15 protein-coding genes, 1 pseudogene and 1 riboswitch are annotated in these 16,649 nt (G+C 44.3%); of the genes and pseudogenes, 9 read left to right on the top strand and 7 right to left on the bottom strand.

Features of this window, described 5'->3' with window-relative positions:
- Positions 1-9: 9 nt before the first annotated feature.
- Positions 10-318: a PadR family transcriptional regulator gene (locus D1B31_RS02490; RefSeq protein ID WP_118919148.1), complete on the bottom strand. Its 309-nt coding sequence runs from the start codon at positions 316-318 to the stop codon at positions 10-12.
- 253 nt (positions 319-571) lie between these two features.
- A riboswitch (SAM riboswitch) is annotated at positions 572-681 on the top strand.
- Positions 682-778: 97 nt separating this feature from the next.
- Between D1B31_RS02490 and D1B31_RS02485 the strand changes: the two are divergent.
- From D1B31_RS02485 to D1B31_RS02470, 4 genes and pseudogenes are all read left to right on the top strand, one after another.
- Positions 779-2,092: pseudogene (locus tag D1B31_RS02485) on the top strand (O-acetylhomoserine aminocarboxypropyltransferase/cysteine synthase family protein); the annotation flags it as partial.
- A gap of 5 nt (positions 2,093-2,097) precedes the next feature.
- A complete protein-coding gene (gene metX, locus D1B31_RS02480) occupies positions 2,098-3,174 on the top strand; it encodes a homoserine O-acetyltransferase MetX (RefSeq protein WP_240035131.1) in 1,077 nt (358 codons plus the stop codon).
- 67 nt (positions 3,175-3,241) lie between these two features.
- Positions 3,242-4,501 carry a homoserine dehydrogenase gene (locus tag D1B31_RS02475; RefSeq protein WP_118919146.1) on the top strand — a complete coding sequence of 420 codons (1,260 nt, stop codon included), beginning with the start codon at positions 3,242-3,244 and terminating at the stop codon, positions 4,499-4,501.
- A 92-nt stretch (positions 4,502-4,593) separates the two neighbouring features.
- A complete protein-coding gene (locus D1B31_RS02470) occupies positions 4,594-5,025 on the top strand; it encodes a hypothetical protein (RefSeq protein WP_240035130.1) in 432 nt (143 codons plus the stop codon).
- Positions 5,026-5,347: 322 nt separating this feature from the next.
- On the opposite strand, the gene D1B31_RS02465 is transcribed toward D1B31_RS02470, so the two are convergent.
- On the bottom strand, positions 5,348-6,598 hold the full coding sequence (locus D1B31_RS02465; protein WP_118919145.1) for a serine hydrolase domain-containing protein: 1,251 nt from the start codon (positions 6,596-6,598) through the stop codon (positions 5,348-5,350).
- 422 nt (positions 6,599-7,020) lie between these two features.
- A complete protein-coding gene (locus D1B31_RS02460) occupies positions 7,021-7,653 on the bottom strand; it encodes a flavodoxin family protein (protein WP_118919144.1) in 633 nt (210 codons plus the stop codon).
- Positions 7,654-7,839: 186 nt separating this feature from the next.
- On the opposite strand from D1B31_RS02460, the gene kynU reads away from it, so the two are divergent.
- The 4 genes from kynU to D1B31_RS02440 all read left to right on the top strand — a co-directional run bounded on the left by kynU (position 7,840) and on the right by D1B31_RS02440 (position 11,525).
- Complete coding sequence (gene kynU, locus D1B31_RS02455; protein ID WP_118919226.1) at positions 7,840-9,111, top strand: kynureninase; 1,272 nt, start codon at positions 7,840-7,842, stop codon at positions 9,109-9,111.
- A complete protein-coding gene (kynB, locus tag D1B31_RS02450; protein ID WP_118919143.1) occupies positions 9,108-9,737 on the top strand; it encodes an arylformamidase in 630 nt (209 codons plus the stop codon). Before kynU ends, kynB begins: the two co-directional genes overlap by 4 nt.
- Positions 9,738-9,818: 81 nt before the next feature.
- Complete coding sequence (gene kynA, locus D1B31_RS02445; RefSeq protein WP_118919142.1) at positions 9,819-10,664, top strand: tryptophan 2,3-dioxygenase; 846 nt, start codon at positions 9,819-9,821, stop codon at positions 10,662-10,664.
- A 75-nt stretch (positions 10,665-10,739) separates the two neighbouring features.
- Positions 10,740-11,525 carry an arylamine N-acetyltransferase family protein gene (locus D1B31_RS02440; protein WP_118919141.1) on the top strand — a complete coding sequence of 262 codons (786 nt, stop codon included), beginning with the start codon at positions 10,740-10,742 and terminating at the stop codon, positions 11,523-11,525.
- Positions 11,526-11,593: 68 nt separating this feature from the next.
- Here D1B31_RS02440 and D1B31_RS02435 read toward each other — a convergent pair whose 3' ends face one another.
- The 4 genes from D1B31_RS02435 to D1B31_RS02420 all read right to left on the bottom strand — a co-directional run bounded on the left by D1B31_RS02435 (position 11,594) and on the right by D1B31_RS02420 (position 15,058).
- On the bottom strand, positions 11,594-12,922 hold the full coding sequence (locus tag D1B31_RS02435; protein WP_118919225.1) for an MATE family efflux transporter: 1,329 nt from the start codon (positions 12,920-12,922) through the stop codon (positions 11,594-11,596).
- Positions 12,923-13,067: 145 nt separating this feature from the next.
- A complete protein-coding gene (locus D1B31_RS02430; protein WP_118919140.1) occupies positions 13,068-13,784 on the bottom strand; it encodes a pentapeptide repeat-containing protein in 717 nt (238 codons plus the stop codon).
- Positions 13,785-13,799: 15 nt separating this feature from the next.
- Positions 13,800-14,150 (bottom strand): PadR family transcriptional regulator, encoded by a 351-nt coding sequence (locus D1B31_RS02425; protein ID WP_118919139.1) that lies wholly within the window; start codon positions 14,148-14,150, stop codon positions 13,800-13,802.
- A 158-nt stretch (positions 14,151-14,308) separates the two neighbouring features.
- Positions 14,309-15,058: an SGNH/GDSL hydrolase family protein gene (locus tag D1B31_RS02420; protein ID WP_118919138.1), complete on the bottom strand. Its 750-nt coding sequence runs from the start codon at positions 15,056-15,058 to the stop codon at positions 14,309-14,311.
- 190 nt (positions 15,059-15,248) lie between these two features.
- Between D1B31_RS02420 and D1B31_RS02415 the strand changes: the two genes are divergently transcribed.
- Entirely contained in the window at positions 15,249-16,643 is a 1,395-nt protein-coding gene (locus D1B31_RS02415) for a DUF4910 domain-containing protein (RefSeq protein ID WP_118919137.1), read from the top strand.
- Positions 16,644-16,649 lie beyond the last annotated feature (6 nt).

The raw sequence follows: 16,649 nt of genomic DNA, 5'->3' as shown, positions 1-16,649 counted from the left end.
TATCTCCTTTTAGTCTTTAATTTCTTTGAAGAGTTCATAAGCTTTTTTCCGGGCTTCATTAAGAACTCTTTCTCCTTTTTCTGTGGTCGTGTAATATTTTCTTATTTTCCCCTCCACATTCCTATCCTCTCTTGTTAGCAGTCCATCAGACTCCATTGAATGCAGGATAGGATAGAGAGTTCCAAAACTGATATTGTAGCCGTGTTCCCTGAGCTCTTCTAACATCCATACTCCGTAAACGGGATGCTCTTTTGCATGGTGCAAGATGTGGATGTGAATAAATCCAAGAAACAATTTACGAAATACTTTATCCTCCAAACTGTCACCCCACTATCAATATCGGAATTTAATATCGCATTTCGATATCGAGAGTATAGTATACACTCTGACTGTTTTCAATAGTTAACTGGCCTATTTACAAAACCTTTACATTCGCGACTTACAAACAGATTGATCGAAGAAATTGAAAATATTATGAATTTTCCGTTGACTTATTCGATTACCTTGATTTATAATGCTCAATAACAACTGGCAGTTAAAATGAACGGCAACTAAAAAAAAAATATGCAATCTCTTATCCAGAGTGACGGAGGGTCAGGCCCTATGAAGTCCGGCAACCTTCAGGCGTAAAGCTTGAAAAGGTGCTAATTCCTGCAGGCGGTTTTGCCTGGAAGATAAGAGGAGGAACCCCCTCTTCTTATGAAGAGGGGGTTTTTGTGTTAGATGCGTTCACCAACTGCCCGAACCACATTGGATTGAATTATTGGAGGGAAAGATAATGACAAATCAAAATGAAAACTTTGGCCTTGAAACTCTTCTTTTGCACGGCGGGCAAACCCCTGACCCAGTAACTGGATCTAGGGCCGTCCCTATTTACCAGACCACTTCCTATGTTTTCAACAGTACCGACCATGCCCAGAACCTGTTCTCTCTTGCGGAGCCAGGAAATATTTATACACGGATTATGAATCCAACAACGGATGTGTTGGAAAAAAGAATTGCCCTTCTAGAAGGCGGTGCGACCGCGCTTGCTGTTTCTTCCGGCATGGCCGCAATTTCCTTGGCAATCTTGAACGTAGCGGAGGCTGGTGATGAAATCGTCGCTGCGGAAAACCTATACGGCGGTACATTCAACCTATTTGCGGTTACCCTTCCGAAATTTGGCATCAAGGTCCGATTTGTCGACTCGACCAACCCTGAAAATTTCAGAGATGCCATCACCCCAAAAACAAAGGCAGTGTTTGGCGAAATTATCGGAAACCCAAGCCTGAATGTATTTGATGTTGAAGCCGTAGCTAAAATAGCCCATGAAAATGGCCTTCCGCTCATTATAGACAATACGTTTGCCCCTTATTATTGCAGGCCGATCGAATGGGGCGCAGATATTATTGTCCATTCCGCAACAAAATGGATTGGCGGGCATGGAACAACAATTGGCGGCCTGGTCGTCGATGCAGGCCGATTTGATTGGAACAGTGAAAAGTTTCCTGGCTTTACCGAGCCGGATTCAAGCTATAATGGCCTCCGTTTTGCCCAGGATATCGGCCCGCTCGCATTCATCATTAAACTTCGCGTCCAGCTTTTGAGGGACTTTGGCTCCTCGTTAAGCCCGCATAGTGCATTCCTCTTGCTTCAGGGACTTGAGACACTGCACTTGAGAATTGAAAAACACAATGAGAATGCACTGGAGATTGCCAAGTACTTGAAAGACCATCCGGCTGTCGAATGGGTTTCCTACCCAGGACTTGAAGATCACCCAAGCCACCAGCTTGCAAAAAAATACCTTGACGGCGGCTTTGGATCAATTATTGTTTTTGGGATTAAAGGCGGCCGTGACGCAGGTAAAAAGGTGATTGACAATATCAAATTATGGTCCCATGTGGCAAATGTCGGCGATGCCAAGTCACTGATTATCCACCCTGCTTCCACAACACATCAGCAGCTGAGTGCAGAAGACCTTGCAAAAAGCGGTGTAAGCGAAGAACTGATCAGGCTTTCTGTCGGGCTCGAATCTATAAAGGATTTGCAGGATGACTTGGACCACGCCTTCTTTCAGGCTACAGGTATTTCAGCAAAACCTGAGGAACAGTTAAATCGATGAAAGCAGAGGGTTTATCCATAAACATGGAGCCGGCCCCTCCGCCTGAATATGGAAAGATAAAAGTCGGCGATCTCCAACTTGAATCCGGTATCGTACTCCCTGACATCGAACTGGCTTTTGAGCGGGCCGGAAAAAGTGGAGGTCCTGTCATCCTGGTCTGCCATGCATTGACGGGTAATCAGTTTACAGTCGGGACGGCAAAACAACCAGGCTGGTGGCACGGCCTGATTGGTCCTGAAAAGTATATCGACACAAATCAATTTGAGGTTATTACGTTCAATGTATTGGGAGGCTGTTCGGGATCAACCGGCCCAACAAGCATAAACCCGGTGACAAAAAAGCCTTATCAAACTGATTTTCCAAAACTAACAATCAGAGACATTGTCCATTCACAGGTTTTGGCACTCCGTAAACTTGGAATCAACGAAATCAAAGCCGCGATCGGAGGCTCGCTTGGAGGAATGCAGATTCTCGAACTGGCAATCACCTACCCTGACTTTGCGAAGGTTATCATTCCGATTGCCGTTACCCCTTACCTAAGTGATTATGGGATTGCTTTTAACGCAATTGGAAGAAATGCCATTAAACGGGACCCGGCCTGGAAAGGCGGCTTCTATTCCGAGGAAGACCGGATTGCGGGACTCGAAATAGCAAGAATGATCGGAATGGTCACCTACCGGACCGGCAAGTTGTTTAATAAGAGGTTCAACAGGGAGCTAAAGGATGGGGAAACCTTCCAGGTTGAATCGTATTTGAACTATCAGGGGCAAAAACTTTCTGACCGTTTTGATGCCAACAGCTATTTGTATTTACTAGAGGCGATGGATTCCCATGATATCGGAAGAGGCAGACAGGGTTGGAAAAAGGCCCTTGGGCACATTACCGCAAAAACACTGCTGTTAGGCTACACGGGTGATTTGCTGTACCCTCCCGAGGATGTGAAAGAAATCGCGGAAGCCCTCATGAAGGCGGGAAAAGAAGCTGATTATGTTGAAGTCAAGACTGATTTTGGGCACGACGGATTCCTTGCCGAGTTTCCAAAGTGGGGAGGAATCCTGCAGGCTGCCCTTTAAAGTGAAACTTCCATTGGTGGGGTTTTACTGCCCGTTACAACTGGGGAAAATTTGAGGAGGAGATCAAGTGACGGACATCCATATTGCATTACTGGGTTTTGGGACAGTCGGCAAGGGAGTATATGAAACAATTCAGACCCATCAAACAAGGTTAAAAGCAATTCTTGGCAAAAATGTAAAGGTAGCAGGCGTACTTGTGACGGACGTTGAAAAACATCAGCTGCAAGATGATGGTGTCCTTCTCACCTCAAACTTTGAAGACATTTTAAACCTGCCGAAACTCGATATCGTCATCGAAGCCATTATAGGCAAGGAACCAGGCTTTTCATACTTGAAAAAATCCATCGAGAGAGGCTGCCATATCATTACCGCGAATAAGGAAATGTTTGCTTATCACGGAAACGAACTGCTTGAATATGCTTCCCGGTTTAACGTTGCCTGCGGCTTTGAAGCAACTGTGGCCGGAGGAATCCCGGCAATCCAAACGATCAGGACCCTTTTGAATGTAAATAAAATCGAAAGAATTGAAGGCATCGTTAACGGAACGTCCAATTATATTTTGTCCAAAATGCGCGATGAGGAGGTTGCCTTCCAAACAGCACTTCAGGCTGCCCAGGAATTGGGATATGCCGAGGCAGACCCTACCAATGATATAGAAGGGTACGACGCTTTTTATAAAGCGATGGTCTTAAGCCAAATTGCGTTTGGGGAACAGCCCGAATGGCAAAGAGTGACCAGGAAAGGTATTTCTGCGATTTCCCACTCTCACATTCAATTGTTTTCCGAGTGGGGTCTGCGCGTAAAGCATGTGATCTCACTTGAAAAAGGGCCTCGCGGCATTCGCTGCTCCGTTAAACCTGTACTGGTTGGCCCTTCTCACCCGCTGTACTCTGTTGATGGCGTCCAAAATGCCATTTCAATCGATGCGGATATTGTCGGAAACATCACCCTTCAAGGGCCAGGTGCCGGGAAGTTTCCAACTGCCAGTGCCATTGTTGAGGATTTAATCCAGCTTAATGCAAGCCAAGGCTCTTACTTTAAACAGGAAGAAAATGTCCGCTTCAAAAAAGATCCCCAGGTTCAATGGGTGATTCTAACAAAACAAACGAACCAATTCCTTCCTGAATCCCTTGAAGTAATTAGCCGTGTGCCAGAAAAAGCTATTTTTGTGAAAGCAAAAGAAAAGGATATTAATAGGCTGCTTGAAGGAAACGCAGAACTGAAAGCGTACCAGGCTTATGGCCAACTTAACCATGAATTACTGGAAAACTTGCAGCTTAACGATATAAGATTAACAAGAAAAGTTGCTGTCCCAAAAGGCATTTAATCATGCCTTTGGGACCCTTTTTTGTCCAGGACTCAATTAAATCCGCCACTTCAGAGTAGAACCCTGTACTTATAAAGGAGGAGTGAGCAAACATGATTAACCAAAATCCGGAAGCCGAAACCGAAAGGCTAAATGCCTTTGAATTATGGATTCATAAAGCGGTATGGCCAGCATACATCGGTTGCTTTTGGGCAGTCAGCTATGCTGTTTTCGTCCGATTTTATCAAGCCGCGGGCGGAACCTTAGGTCTGCCGGGTCAGTTCGAGAATCCTGAAGCGGTGCAAATGGGAAGTTATTACGCAGGCGTCTTAATCATGGCCTGTGGGTTCATTTTAATAGCCCTTGTCAAACCATGGGGAAGAATAGTCCCGGCATGGGTGCCGTTAATTGGAGGAAAAGCCGTCCATCCCTTGATTATATTGATCCCTACTCTTTCCTGTACTGCTTATTTAATTGCACATGCAATCAGCGGAATCATTACAAAAGCGCTTCTTCTGGCAAATGTGATTACCATTCCAATTTAATGGCTGGGTTTCACTTGATGTTCAAAGCTTGGCGTTATGGTCTATTTTGTTTTATGAGCCTTGGTTTTTCATCATGGGCATTTTGTCCGGGTTAACAGCTTCCCATTACGCTCTAGCTTCCGGCATTTCGCTAACCGCATTTAGAAGAAGCTTGGCCACCTATTTAATTTTCCTCTTTCTATTATCGAACTATTTAGTTCTCTATATCATTCATAAACTCGCTTGAACTACCCGCTTGGGCCGGTGCTTGGCACTTCCGGCGATTTGCCGATTAATCCCTTTAGACAAATGCAAAAAGTGGCAGGCACTTTCCATTGCTCTTTTAATCTCTATCCACTTTTCCTGAAATTTGCTTCAAAATATCCGGCCAGTTATCTACATTTCCCATTGCCTTCCCTGTCCGTAAAATGACCGTTTGATGCTCGGGTGAGATATAAAGAAACTGTCCATATTTTCCCGACGCAAAATAATCTAAAGTTCCTTTGTCATTTGGTGTGCTATACCAAAAATATTGATAACCTATATTCCTTCCTTCCAAGAATGAACCTTTATATTCGTCGGGATTTATAGGGAATTCACTGCGGGTCGACTGTGCGATCCAATTTTCATTTACGATGGAATGCCCATTCCATCTTCCGTCATGGAGCAGCATACTCCCGATTTTTACAAAGTCAATCGCTTTGAAATTAATCCCGCTTTCCATTTTTTCAAAAGCCGACTTTTTACTGTCGAGACTCCAGGATGCGTCATGCTCTGCTCCAATTTTCTTCCAAACATTTTGTTCAAAAAAATCTGATACAGATTGATCTGTACTTCGTTCAAGTATGATGCCAAGCAGTAAAGGATGGTAATTATTATAGTGAAAATTACCTTGATAGCTATCCGTCAAATTGGTATGTGACAACGCCAATTTTCGTAAGTCAGGCATATAATACGTCTTTGCATCGTCACCAAACCAGATGTTTCCTTCCTCATAGCGGATGTCGGAACGCATTGACAGTAAATCCTCAATTGTAATATCTTCCATTTTTGTTCCCTTGAACTCATTTATAAATTCAGCTATTGACTGTCTCACACTTTGTATATACCCTTTTTCGATCGCGATTCCAATCAAGAGGGAGTCGATTGATTTTGCCATGGAGAAAGAGGTATTCACACTGTCCTTCGTATAACCGTTAAAATAATCCTCAATAACAACCTTGTCATTTTGCACGACAATAAAAGAGCTCGTATCGCTATCTTTCAAAAGAGAAGAAAGCGGCTTTGATTGGGGCTTTCCATTAAACGTATAGTCTATTGTCATGGACTTCAAGGAGTCATCGATGTCAACATCATACTGATAAGAGTGAGAGCTTTTGTGGATCACCCGTTTAGGAAAAATTTTATAGTCCTCCACACCTGAATTTCCATTGATAATCGTTCTAAAAACATATTGTGGAGAAAACATGATTGAGGAAACGAAGATAAGAAGAATTGAAGCGATTAAGAGCACACTGAAAAAAATAACGAATAGCTTTGGAATAGTGATCCTCCTGTTGAGATTCCTATTTTTATTGATTAGTTGACTATGCAAAATTGTCCCTCCCTTTTCTCAACTTTCAATTATGCGTTTTTCTTTCATCTAACTTTAACATAATTATCCAATAGCTTTACCCTTATTTTCAAAAAACCTTCTATTAAAATCTTTGTGATTCTTAGTCTTGGGCCAGCCAGTAAGGTTTTTTTGCATAACGCTCTTTTAATTATGGCTGTTGATTTCCACTACGGGCACACGCTTTCCGCGGGGCGTCAGTGGAGCCTCCTCGGCGCTTTGGCGCCTGTGGGGTCTCCACCTTGCCGCTGCATCCCGCAGGAGTCGGTGCCCTGCGCTTCAATCAACGTAGTTAAAAAATAAACATTATCCTTAAACAGAGCCTAGCATAAAAAAAGCAATCCGATTCGTTAAATCGGACTGCAATTAGGCATGTTATTTGCTTTTTGTACTCAAACGGATTCTTATTCGCCTTCAATCACATTTCCTTCTGCCGGGATCGGATGTTCCTTCAGCAGCCGGGCAAAGTGCACTAAATTATAAGCTGTAGTTTTTGCGTGCTGCATCGTAAACTCGTTTTGATTTCCTTTTGCTTCAATAAACGAAGGCCCGGGACCAGCCTCCCCTACCCAATACGTATCAACATTCGGTGGAATCGTGAACCCAATATGCGATAAAGAATAAATCAGATAGCTTGAAACGTTTTTCGCACCATCTTCATTCCCCGTGACAACCACTCCGCCAACTTTGTTGTAGTAGATATATTGGCCTTTTTCATTGGGCAGACTGCTTCCTCCATACAGCCTTTCAACAACCAACGTAGCCAAACTGCTCTGTTCGCCAAGCCAAATCGGCGAGCCGAGCAACAGAATGTCCGCCTGCTTTACTTTTTCAAAAATCTCCGGCCATTGGTCGTGATCATTCACCGCCTCATTGGTAATGCCAAAGCCAATTGAATAATCAGCCATCCTCAGCACTTCCGTCTCCACTCCATTTTTATCAAAAATCTTAACAATCTCGTTAATCAGCCCCCGGGTATTGGATGGCTGTGTACTGTCTTTCAGACTGCAATTCAACACTAACGCTTTTAAGCTCATTGCTACCTCTCCTTAGGTTTTTATTCTAGTTATCCTATTCCCTGCAGCTTTTTTAAAAAACTAACGTACCCTTCTAAAAAGGCGGAAACACTTTCCCAAACCATAATGACCCTTCCGATTTTTGACGCGCGCTCGGCAAACCGACTATACTTTAAATTGAAGAAAAATTCAGAAAGGTTGAGTGCAATGAGCCATACATACGAGGCTGTCAAGGATTTTGACCAGCAGGATCCGCTTGCAATGTACCGAAATGAATTTTATTTACCCGAAAACAGAATTTATCTTGATGGCAATTCGCTTGGGCTTTTGTCCAAACGGGCGGAACAATCATTGCTCGGGATGATTGAAGCATGGAAAGAGCATGGGATTGACGGCTGGACAACAAGCGTTCATCCGTGGTTCTATCTGTCCGAGAAATTGGGGAATGAAATGGCGCCGCTCGTCGGCGCAGATGCCGGGGAAGTCATTGTCACAGGCTCGACGACAGTGAACCTCCACCAGCTCGCCGCTACTTTTTATGAGCCGAATGGGAAACGGACGAAAATTCTCGCTGACGAACTGAACTTCCCGAGCGACATTTATGCACTCAAGAGCCAGTTGATGCTAAAGGGGGTTGATCCCGAAAGCCACCTCATTCAAGTAAAAAGCGATGACGGCCATACCTTGAATGAAGATGACATCATCCGGGCGATGACGGATGAAATTGCCTTGATTGTCCTGCCGGGCGTCCTGTACCGGAGCGGCCAAATCCTTGATATGGAGCTTTTGGCAAAAGAAGCCTGCAAGCGCGGCATCCCCATCGGCTTCGACCTGTGCCACTCGATCGGCTCGATTCCGCACAGCCTCACTGACTGGGATGTCGATTTTGCGTTCTGGTGCAATTACAAACATTTGAATGGCGGTCCCGGTGCGACTGCCGGGCTGTATGTAAACAAAAGGCACTTTGGCAAACTGCCGGGCCTAGCCGGCTGGTTCAGCTCCAACAAGGAGAAGCAATTCGACATGGAGCATGAATTCACGCATGCCGACGACGCCGGTGCATACCAAATCGGCACGCCAAATATATTCAGTCTGGCGCCACTCATCGGCTCGCTGTCGATGTTCAAGGAAATTGGCATGGAAAAGATCCGGGCAAAATCGCTTAAGCTTACTGGTTATTTAATGGAGCTCATTCAGGAAGAGCTGAACGGACACGGATTCATCCTCCGAAACCCCATCGACGATGAGAAACGCGGCGGACATATTTTCCTTGAGCACCCGGAAGCGGCCAGGATTTGCAAAGCATTGAAGGCGGACGGAGTCATCCCCGATTTCCGGGCACAGAACGGAATCCGCCTCGCCCCGGTTGCCCTATACAATACATTTGAAGAAGTTTGGAAAACCGTCCAAATCCTGAAGGCAATCATGAATGAGGAGAAATACAAACAATTTGAAAACAAGCGAGGTGTTGTGGCATGACAAACAAGAACTGGATTGATATCTCTCAGCCCCTTTATAACGGAATCGCCAACTGGCCAGGCGACACGCCATTCAAGTATGAAACTGCATTTTCCAAAGAACAGACCGGCTCCGCCAACATTGGCACGATCACAACGAGCGTCCACATCGGCACCCATGTTGACGCACCGTTTCATTTTGACAATGAGGGTGGACGAATCCTTGATCTCGACATAAACATGTTCATCGGCCCGGCGCGGGTTATTGACGTCTCTTCCTTTGACAAGGTCGATGTTGAACAACTCCGCCGCCTTGACCTCGACGGAGTCGAAAGGCTGCTCTTAAAAACGTCGCTCCCGAATAACCCAGACCGTTTCCCGGAACGGATTCCTGAGCTCGCACCTGATTTAGCGGCTTATCTTAGCGAAAAGGGTGTGCGGCTGCTTGGCGTCGACCTCCCGTCCGTCGACCAGCTCGACAGCAAGGACCTGGCGACCCACCATGCCCTGTATCGCCACGGCATCCATATCCTTGAAAACCTCATGCTGGATCAAATCGAAAATGGGGATTACGAACTAATCGCCCTGCCGCTTGCTCTCAAGGACGCTGATGGCAGCCCAGTCCGTGCGGTAATCAGGAAGCTGTAGAAAGGGTTTTTTGCAAAAATAGGCCCATGTCCTCGGCTTCGGCACTTAAACAAGGGCTAGAAACTACCAAGGAGGTCCGAAATGGTTCTCGATGACCAAAACCCAACAACCGACGAAAAAAGCATTCTGACTGATTTTACAAGCAATATGACATACAGCGAGTATTTGCAACTTGATACAATCCTGTCAGCTCAAAATAGGCTTTCTGGCCACCACGATGAGATGTTGTTCATCATCATCCACCAGGTGAGCGAGCTGTGGATGAAGCTGATCCTCCACGAACTGAACGCAGCGATTGCCGCGATTAAAGCCAATCAGCTCGCAGTTGCGCAAAAATGTCTTGCACGCGTCACCAAGACACAGACACAAATCATCCAGTCGTGGGATGTCCTGTCGACACTAACCCCGTCCGAGTATATGGAATTTCGGGGATCGCTTGGCCAGGCGTCCGGCTTTCAATCGTTCCAAAATAGAATGATTGAATTTGCACTTGGCTACAAGAACGGCCATATCCTGAAAATCTATCAAAAGGACCCCACCCTTCTATCCGAGCTGAAGAAAGCGTATGAAGCCCCGAGCCTTTATGATGCCGCTATCCACGCTTTGCATCGAGCAGGATATCCGATTGACGAAGAAATCCTGTCCAGGGACGTAACGAAGTCCTACAAGGAAAACGATTCCGTGCGGTCTGCCTGGATGCGTGTGTACAAAAACACAAAGCAACATTGGGAGCTATATGAACTCGCTGAAAAACTTGTCGATATTGAAGACTCGCTTCAGCAATGGCGATTCCGCCATATGAAAACAGTCGAACGGATCATCGGCTTTAAAACCGGCACAGGCGGCTCATCCGGAGTCGCCTATCTGAAAAAGGTGCTCGACCAGCGCTTCTTTCCCGAACTGTGGGAGATTCGGACAACATTATGAGGATGGGAATGGGGGCTCCGAATAGCGAACCCCCTCTTTTCCTTATATACTAAGTGTTGGATGGAGGTGTGTTGGATGACGACAATAAATGAAATGTTTCGCAACAGGATTGGCTTTCCGCCCGATGAGCCCATAAACTTTGATCATTTGGATAAAGTACTGGAAAAGACGGCTTTGGCGTTACCTTTTGAAAACGTGCGCGTGATGAATGACAGTATTACTGACATTTCGGAGGAGTCTTTGAAAGAAAAGATCCTCGAGTCGAATGAGGGCGGGCTTTGCTATGACTTGAATTCCATTCTCTATTTATTTCTTTCAAATAATGGATTTAACGTTACGTTAATCCGGGGTGTCGTTTATAACCAAACGCAGCAAAAGTGGAGCGATACTGGAAGAACACATGCAGCCATCCTTCTTTACAAAAAAGGACGGCGATACATCGTGGATACCGGATTTGGCAGCAATCTTCCTCTAAAACCAGTTCCATTGAGCGGGGAAACGGTCTCATCCCGAAACGGCGAATTCCGCATCGAAAAGGAAGCAAGTAATCATGGGAATTATTGTTTGTATATGAAAAGAAAGCATAAGGATGAAGAGTGGAAAAAGGGATATGCCTTTGATCCCGCCGATACTGTCACGAACCTAAGTGACTTAAACGAAATGCAGCGAATTATTGTCAGCCATCCGGCGTCAGGGTTCAATAAACAACTGTTAATTACCAAACTGACACATAATGGAAGCGCGACATTGGCAGGGAATTTACTAACTACATGGGCTGATGGGAAAATGAAGAAAGAAGAAGTTGATGAAAACCGAGTCAAGGAATTGGCCAAGGACGTGTTTGGATTAAACCTTTTATGATATTAAGCACAACATAAAAAAAGGGACGGCCCTCCACTTTATTCGAAGAAGGAGAACCGTCCCTTCGTTTATTCAAATAACTGCTTTTTCCTCCAGCTCCCCCATCGATAATAACCCACTGAAAATAAGCAGCTGATGAGGAAACTTATGCCGATCCCGAGTGCGATTCCTATTTCGCCATACAGCGAAGCTGCCACATACGTTAAGGGGACCCGTAAAATCCATAGGGAAATAATGTTTAAAATCAATACATGAAACATCGCCCCTGCCCCACGCACAATGCCATTGAAAATGAAATTCAAGCCAATGAAGGGATAAAAGAAAGCGATTGTCCGCAGGTACACTGTACCAAAAGCCACACTTTCCTGATCCTTGAGAAATAACTTGACGAGCGGTTCTGCCCAAATGAATAAGATGACGGCAATAGCCAGCATAACGCCAGTATTATAAAGGACGCCTGCTTTCGAAATGAGCGATACGCGCTGCCATTTGTTTGCCCCTATATTTTGTCCAGCCATCGCATTCACAGCCGTCCCAAGCGCGATTGCCGGCAACAAGATAATGCTATCCAGACGTTGAGCGGCACCAAATCCCGCTACTGTCGATTCTCCAAACGTATTCACAACGGACAAAATGACGGTCATACCCGCATAAATGACAATCATTTGAATTCCCGATGGGATGCCTAATCTCAAGATGGTTTTGATCTCCACCCATTTTGGCACTTGGAATTTGAACGAGTGATGTTTAAATCTTCTCCCTAAATAAAATAGGCTATACAGAAATGCCAGCGTTTGCGCCAGCACTGTGGCATAGGCAGCCCCTGCTACCCCCATCCCAAAACCCGCAATGAACAACGGATCGAAACCAGCATTCAAGACCGTCGCCAGTAAAACGAAATACAGCGGCGTTCGGCTATCTCCAAATGCCCGCAACACAGTTCCGATAAAGTTATAGCCAACTAAAAACAACGTCCCGATAAAATTAATTTGCAAATACCTTTTTGCAATCGGAATAATCGAATCCGGTGTATTGAGAAGTGCGAGCAGCGGTTTTGCAAAAATATACCCGAAGCCTCCGACGGCCAACGATAAAGCAATTAAAAGAATGACAAATGAACTCAAATACGATTTTATTTCATTCTGATCATCTTTCCCCTTCAGTTGGGCAAAGATTGTTAACGTCGCGTTATTAATCCCTAGTACAAAGGCTAACACGACCGTCATAACCGTCGTTCCAATCGTCACAGCACCAAATGCAGTACTCCCCAACAAGTTCCCGACCCATAGACTATTAATCACTTGCATTGAAGCTTGTAGTAAATTCGTTAGCAAAATAGGCAAAGAAAATAAATAAAGCTTTCGATAGATCGAGCCTTCTGTAAAATCTTGCTTCAAAAATAATTCACCCTCAAATTTATTGGTTATTTCACCATAAACCGTATGTGCCCTGCATAACCTGAACGACTGGGCCAGGAGGCCAATTAATTCAAGTGAAATCAATCATACCGGGCATCACCATGAATTTTTGCTTTATTTCATGTTAAACAACAGTGACATTATCAAGCTTTGCCTTATACCCCTTTAGAATTGCATAAGTCAATTTATCCATAGTGGCGCCGTCAAATTCAGCTTTCTTCACATTTGTTTTAAAAGAAACATTGTGGAAGACAGCATTTTTGAAAGAGGTTCCTTTTAACCCCGCATTGTTAAAAATGGTCCCCTTGAAGGTTTGATTGTCAAAACATATTCCTGATAAGTTGGAATAAGAGAAATCTGTACCATCCAAAATGGCTTCCTTAAAACTTGCTCCCCCCAAATTGGACTTATTGATTTTGGCTCCCCTTAGATTCGCACGGTCGAATTTTGCCTTATCTAAATTACTGCATTTAAAAGAGCTGTTCGACAAGTCGGCATCGGAAAAGTTGCTGCCCTGAAGATTGCTGTAGTTGAACTTCCCGTCATGGACCTTCACTGATGTAAAGTCGGAATTTTCCATGTTGCTCTTAGATAAATCCATCCCAACGCTTTTCTGCAGCTCAATCGTTTTTTCATTAATCGCTTCGACAATTTCCGAAATGTCCCCAATTGAATCAATCGTTTTATGATAAGCGGTTTCTTCCGAAAAACCCTCTCTTTTTAAATCCTCCATCTTTTCCTGTAGATCATGGGAAAGCTCCTGTTTAATCTCCTTAATGGCCTTTATATCCTCATAAGGAGAAAAGATGCCATCCAGGTATATTTTCAATTTATCACTCATCCTTTTTTCCACCTTTCAAATTAAAGAATCGATGATTTCTTTGGCATATTCCCAATTTCTTTTATTTTCTGAGTATGTCGTTCTGCCTTTGTCAGTCAGGTGATAGTACTTCCTGCGGCCTCCCTGGGTTTCATCCCCCCAGTAAGATGAAATGTTTCCTTCCTGTTCCAACCTTTTCAAGCTGGAATACATCGTTGCCTCTTTCAGTTCATAGAGGCCATTCGATCCGGAATGGACCAATTTTGATATCTCATACCCGTATTTATCCCCGCTCATCAACAGTTTGAGGATAATCGTGTCAGTGTGTCCCCTTAATAAATCGGACGAGAGTTTTAGACTCACTAGAGCAATCCACCTCCTTACCATATAATGTATCTTTTTTTACTATGACAGTCAAGGTAATTTATTTTGTGATGTAATATGATTGGTTGATCACCTGGCAGGCAGCCAATACAAAGGAACAACAAAAAAGGGACTGGCCTCCCCTTCAAAAAAAAGAAGGAGAACCGTCCCCATGTTGAAATCTATGAATTTCTAGTTTTTAAGTATGTTTTCCAGAATTCTTTGGCGATTGCTTCATAGCCTTCTAGGCTTAGATGGATATCAGCTGGGTTTGGCACGTACTTCTTTTCGTATTTTTTGATTAATTCAGCTGTTGGGACGAATTCATCCCCGTTCGCAAGTGCCACAGTTTCAATTACCCGATTCAGCCCATCCAACAAAGGCAGTAATGCAGCCTGCTGGTCCTCAGGCAGATGCGGGTAAGGATTGTAGTATCCCATTACGTAGACCTTTGTGCCAGGCTTAATTCTATCAATTTCACTTAGAATGGCGAACAAATTATTACCTATACCTTGGATAACGCCCGGTGCTAGTGCCGGGTTTTGCTGGATCTTGGTTAAATTGGCCAGCAGGTCATTCGCTCCAATACCGATTGTGACCAGCTCGGCATCCTTAATCGATGCTCTTAACGATGCATATTTTGGATTAGTTGGGTAATATAATTCATTTAATATATCAGTAGTCCTGTATCCAGAAAATCCATAGTTCTCTAGTTCAATATTGTATTGTGACTGCGCAAACCGGCTGGCCAGATAATCTGGATATCCAGCTTTAAGCTCCTTGTAAGGCGTTTGCCCGGCCGCAAGTGAATCCCCCAATGCGACATAATCAAAATCTTCTTTCACAGCATTCTTGGCTGTTGCAGCAAAAGGCAGTGACAGGATCAGAGAGCTAATTAATATACTGCTAGAAATCAATTTATTAAACTTCATTTCTATACCCTCCTTTTTCAGTTAATTATATTCTTTATTGAGAACTTTTACCATCTTTAAAATAAAAGTAAGCACAAAGAACCATTCTAGGGCAAGGGTAATTGTCATAATAGTGAAAAAACTCCTATTGAGCGCCTTTCCACTACTACTATATAATTAATTTGATTGATTAAAAGGGAGGGGATAGTTTTTGAGAAAGGCTAAAAAGATTTTAGGTTCTACACTTCTTATTGGCAGTTTATTGGCCGCTTCACACTCTGCTTTGGCTCAGACAAAAGAAAATCCTTCGCAACAAGCTTTTGACAATAAGGTTGTGAAACGGATTGATGTGGATCGCATCTATGAAAATGTCTCTTATCTGGCGGAGACGATTGGGCCGCGCGTTGCTGGCACAGCGAAAGAAGACCAAACTGTCGAGTACATATCAAACCAATTTAGGCAATACGGCTTTGATGACGTAGAAATCCAGCCATTTCAAATTGTAACGGGCTACACCAGGCCTACGACATCCTCCTTTACTGTAAATGGAAAGAGTTATCAGGTAACGGCTTTTGGTTACACGCAAAATACCCCCGACGGTGGCTTGAGCAGTGAGTTGGTCTATATTGGCCTTGGAAGCGATGCAGAAGTGGCAGGTAAAGATTTATCCGGAAAAATCGCTTTGGTTCACCGCGGTGGAGGAATTCCATTTGCAACAAAAATGTCAAATGCCAAAAATGCCGGAGCAAGCGGAGTCGTTATTATCAACGATGTAGCAGGAATATCCACGTTTAACCTTGCAGCTGATGAAACGAATCTTCCAACCTTATTCATGACCAAAGCAGACGGAGACGCATTAGTTTCCACTTTAGGACAATCAGCTCTTACTGGCTCAATGCAGATTGAAGGCGCGAAGTTTACCACCGCGACCTCCCATAATGTCATTGCCACCAAAAAACCGCTAGCCAATAAAGATACGAAGCAAATTATCATGGTTGGGGCCCACCATGATTCCGTAGCAGTTGGTACGGGCGCGAGTGACAATGCATCAGGGACCTCTGTATTGTTAGAGTTAGCAAGAGTAATGGCAAACACACCTTCTGATACTGAAATTCGATTTATTACGTTTGGCGCAGAGGAAAGAGGTTTGCTAGGTTCCTATCATTATACGAAACAGCTTTCCCAGGATGAAATTAACCGTACGGTTGCCATGTTTAATATGGACATGGTGGGAAGCAAAAATTCCGGGAAATTTGCCATGTTTACAGTAGACGGCAAATCAAATACGGCCACCACATTAGGAAATTCGGCCGGAACTCGATTATTTGATGCGATTTCTTATGGCCAAGTTGGCAGGAGTGACCACCAGCCATTCACGGAGGTTGGAATTCCGGCAGCTGTCTTTTCTTATGCTCCTTTAGAACCGGAATACCATACTGCTGGTGATAAGATTGAATTGATAAGCAAAGAGAAACTATTAAAAACAGCTCAGGTACTTGGCGCGGCCATTTATCAGGCAGCCCGTCCAGACACTCCTGCTTTAGAACGTTCGAAGGTGGCACCTGTCCCTGTAGAAGCAGTGTATGACAAGGATTTACACCTTTAAGAGTAA

This window comes from Neobacillus notoginsengisoli, from assembly GCF_003515685.1.
GTDB lineage: Bacteria > Bacillota > Bacilli > Bacillales > Cytobacillaceae > Bacillus_D > Bacillus_D notoginsengisoli.
Note: the sequence above shows the minus strand (reverse complement) of the source record. Positions and strands in the feature narration are given on the sequence as shown.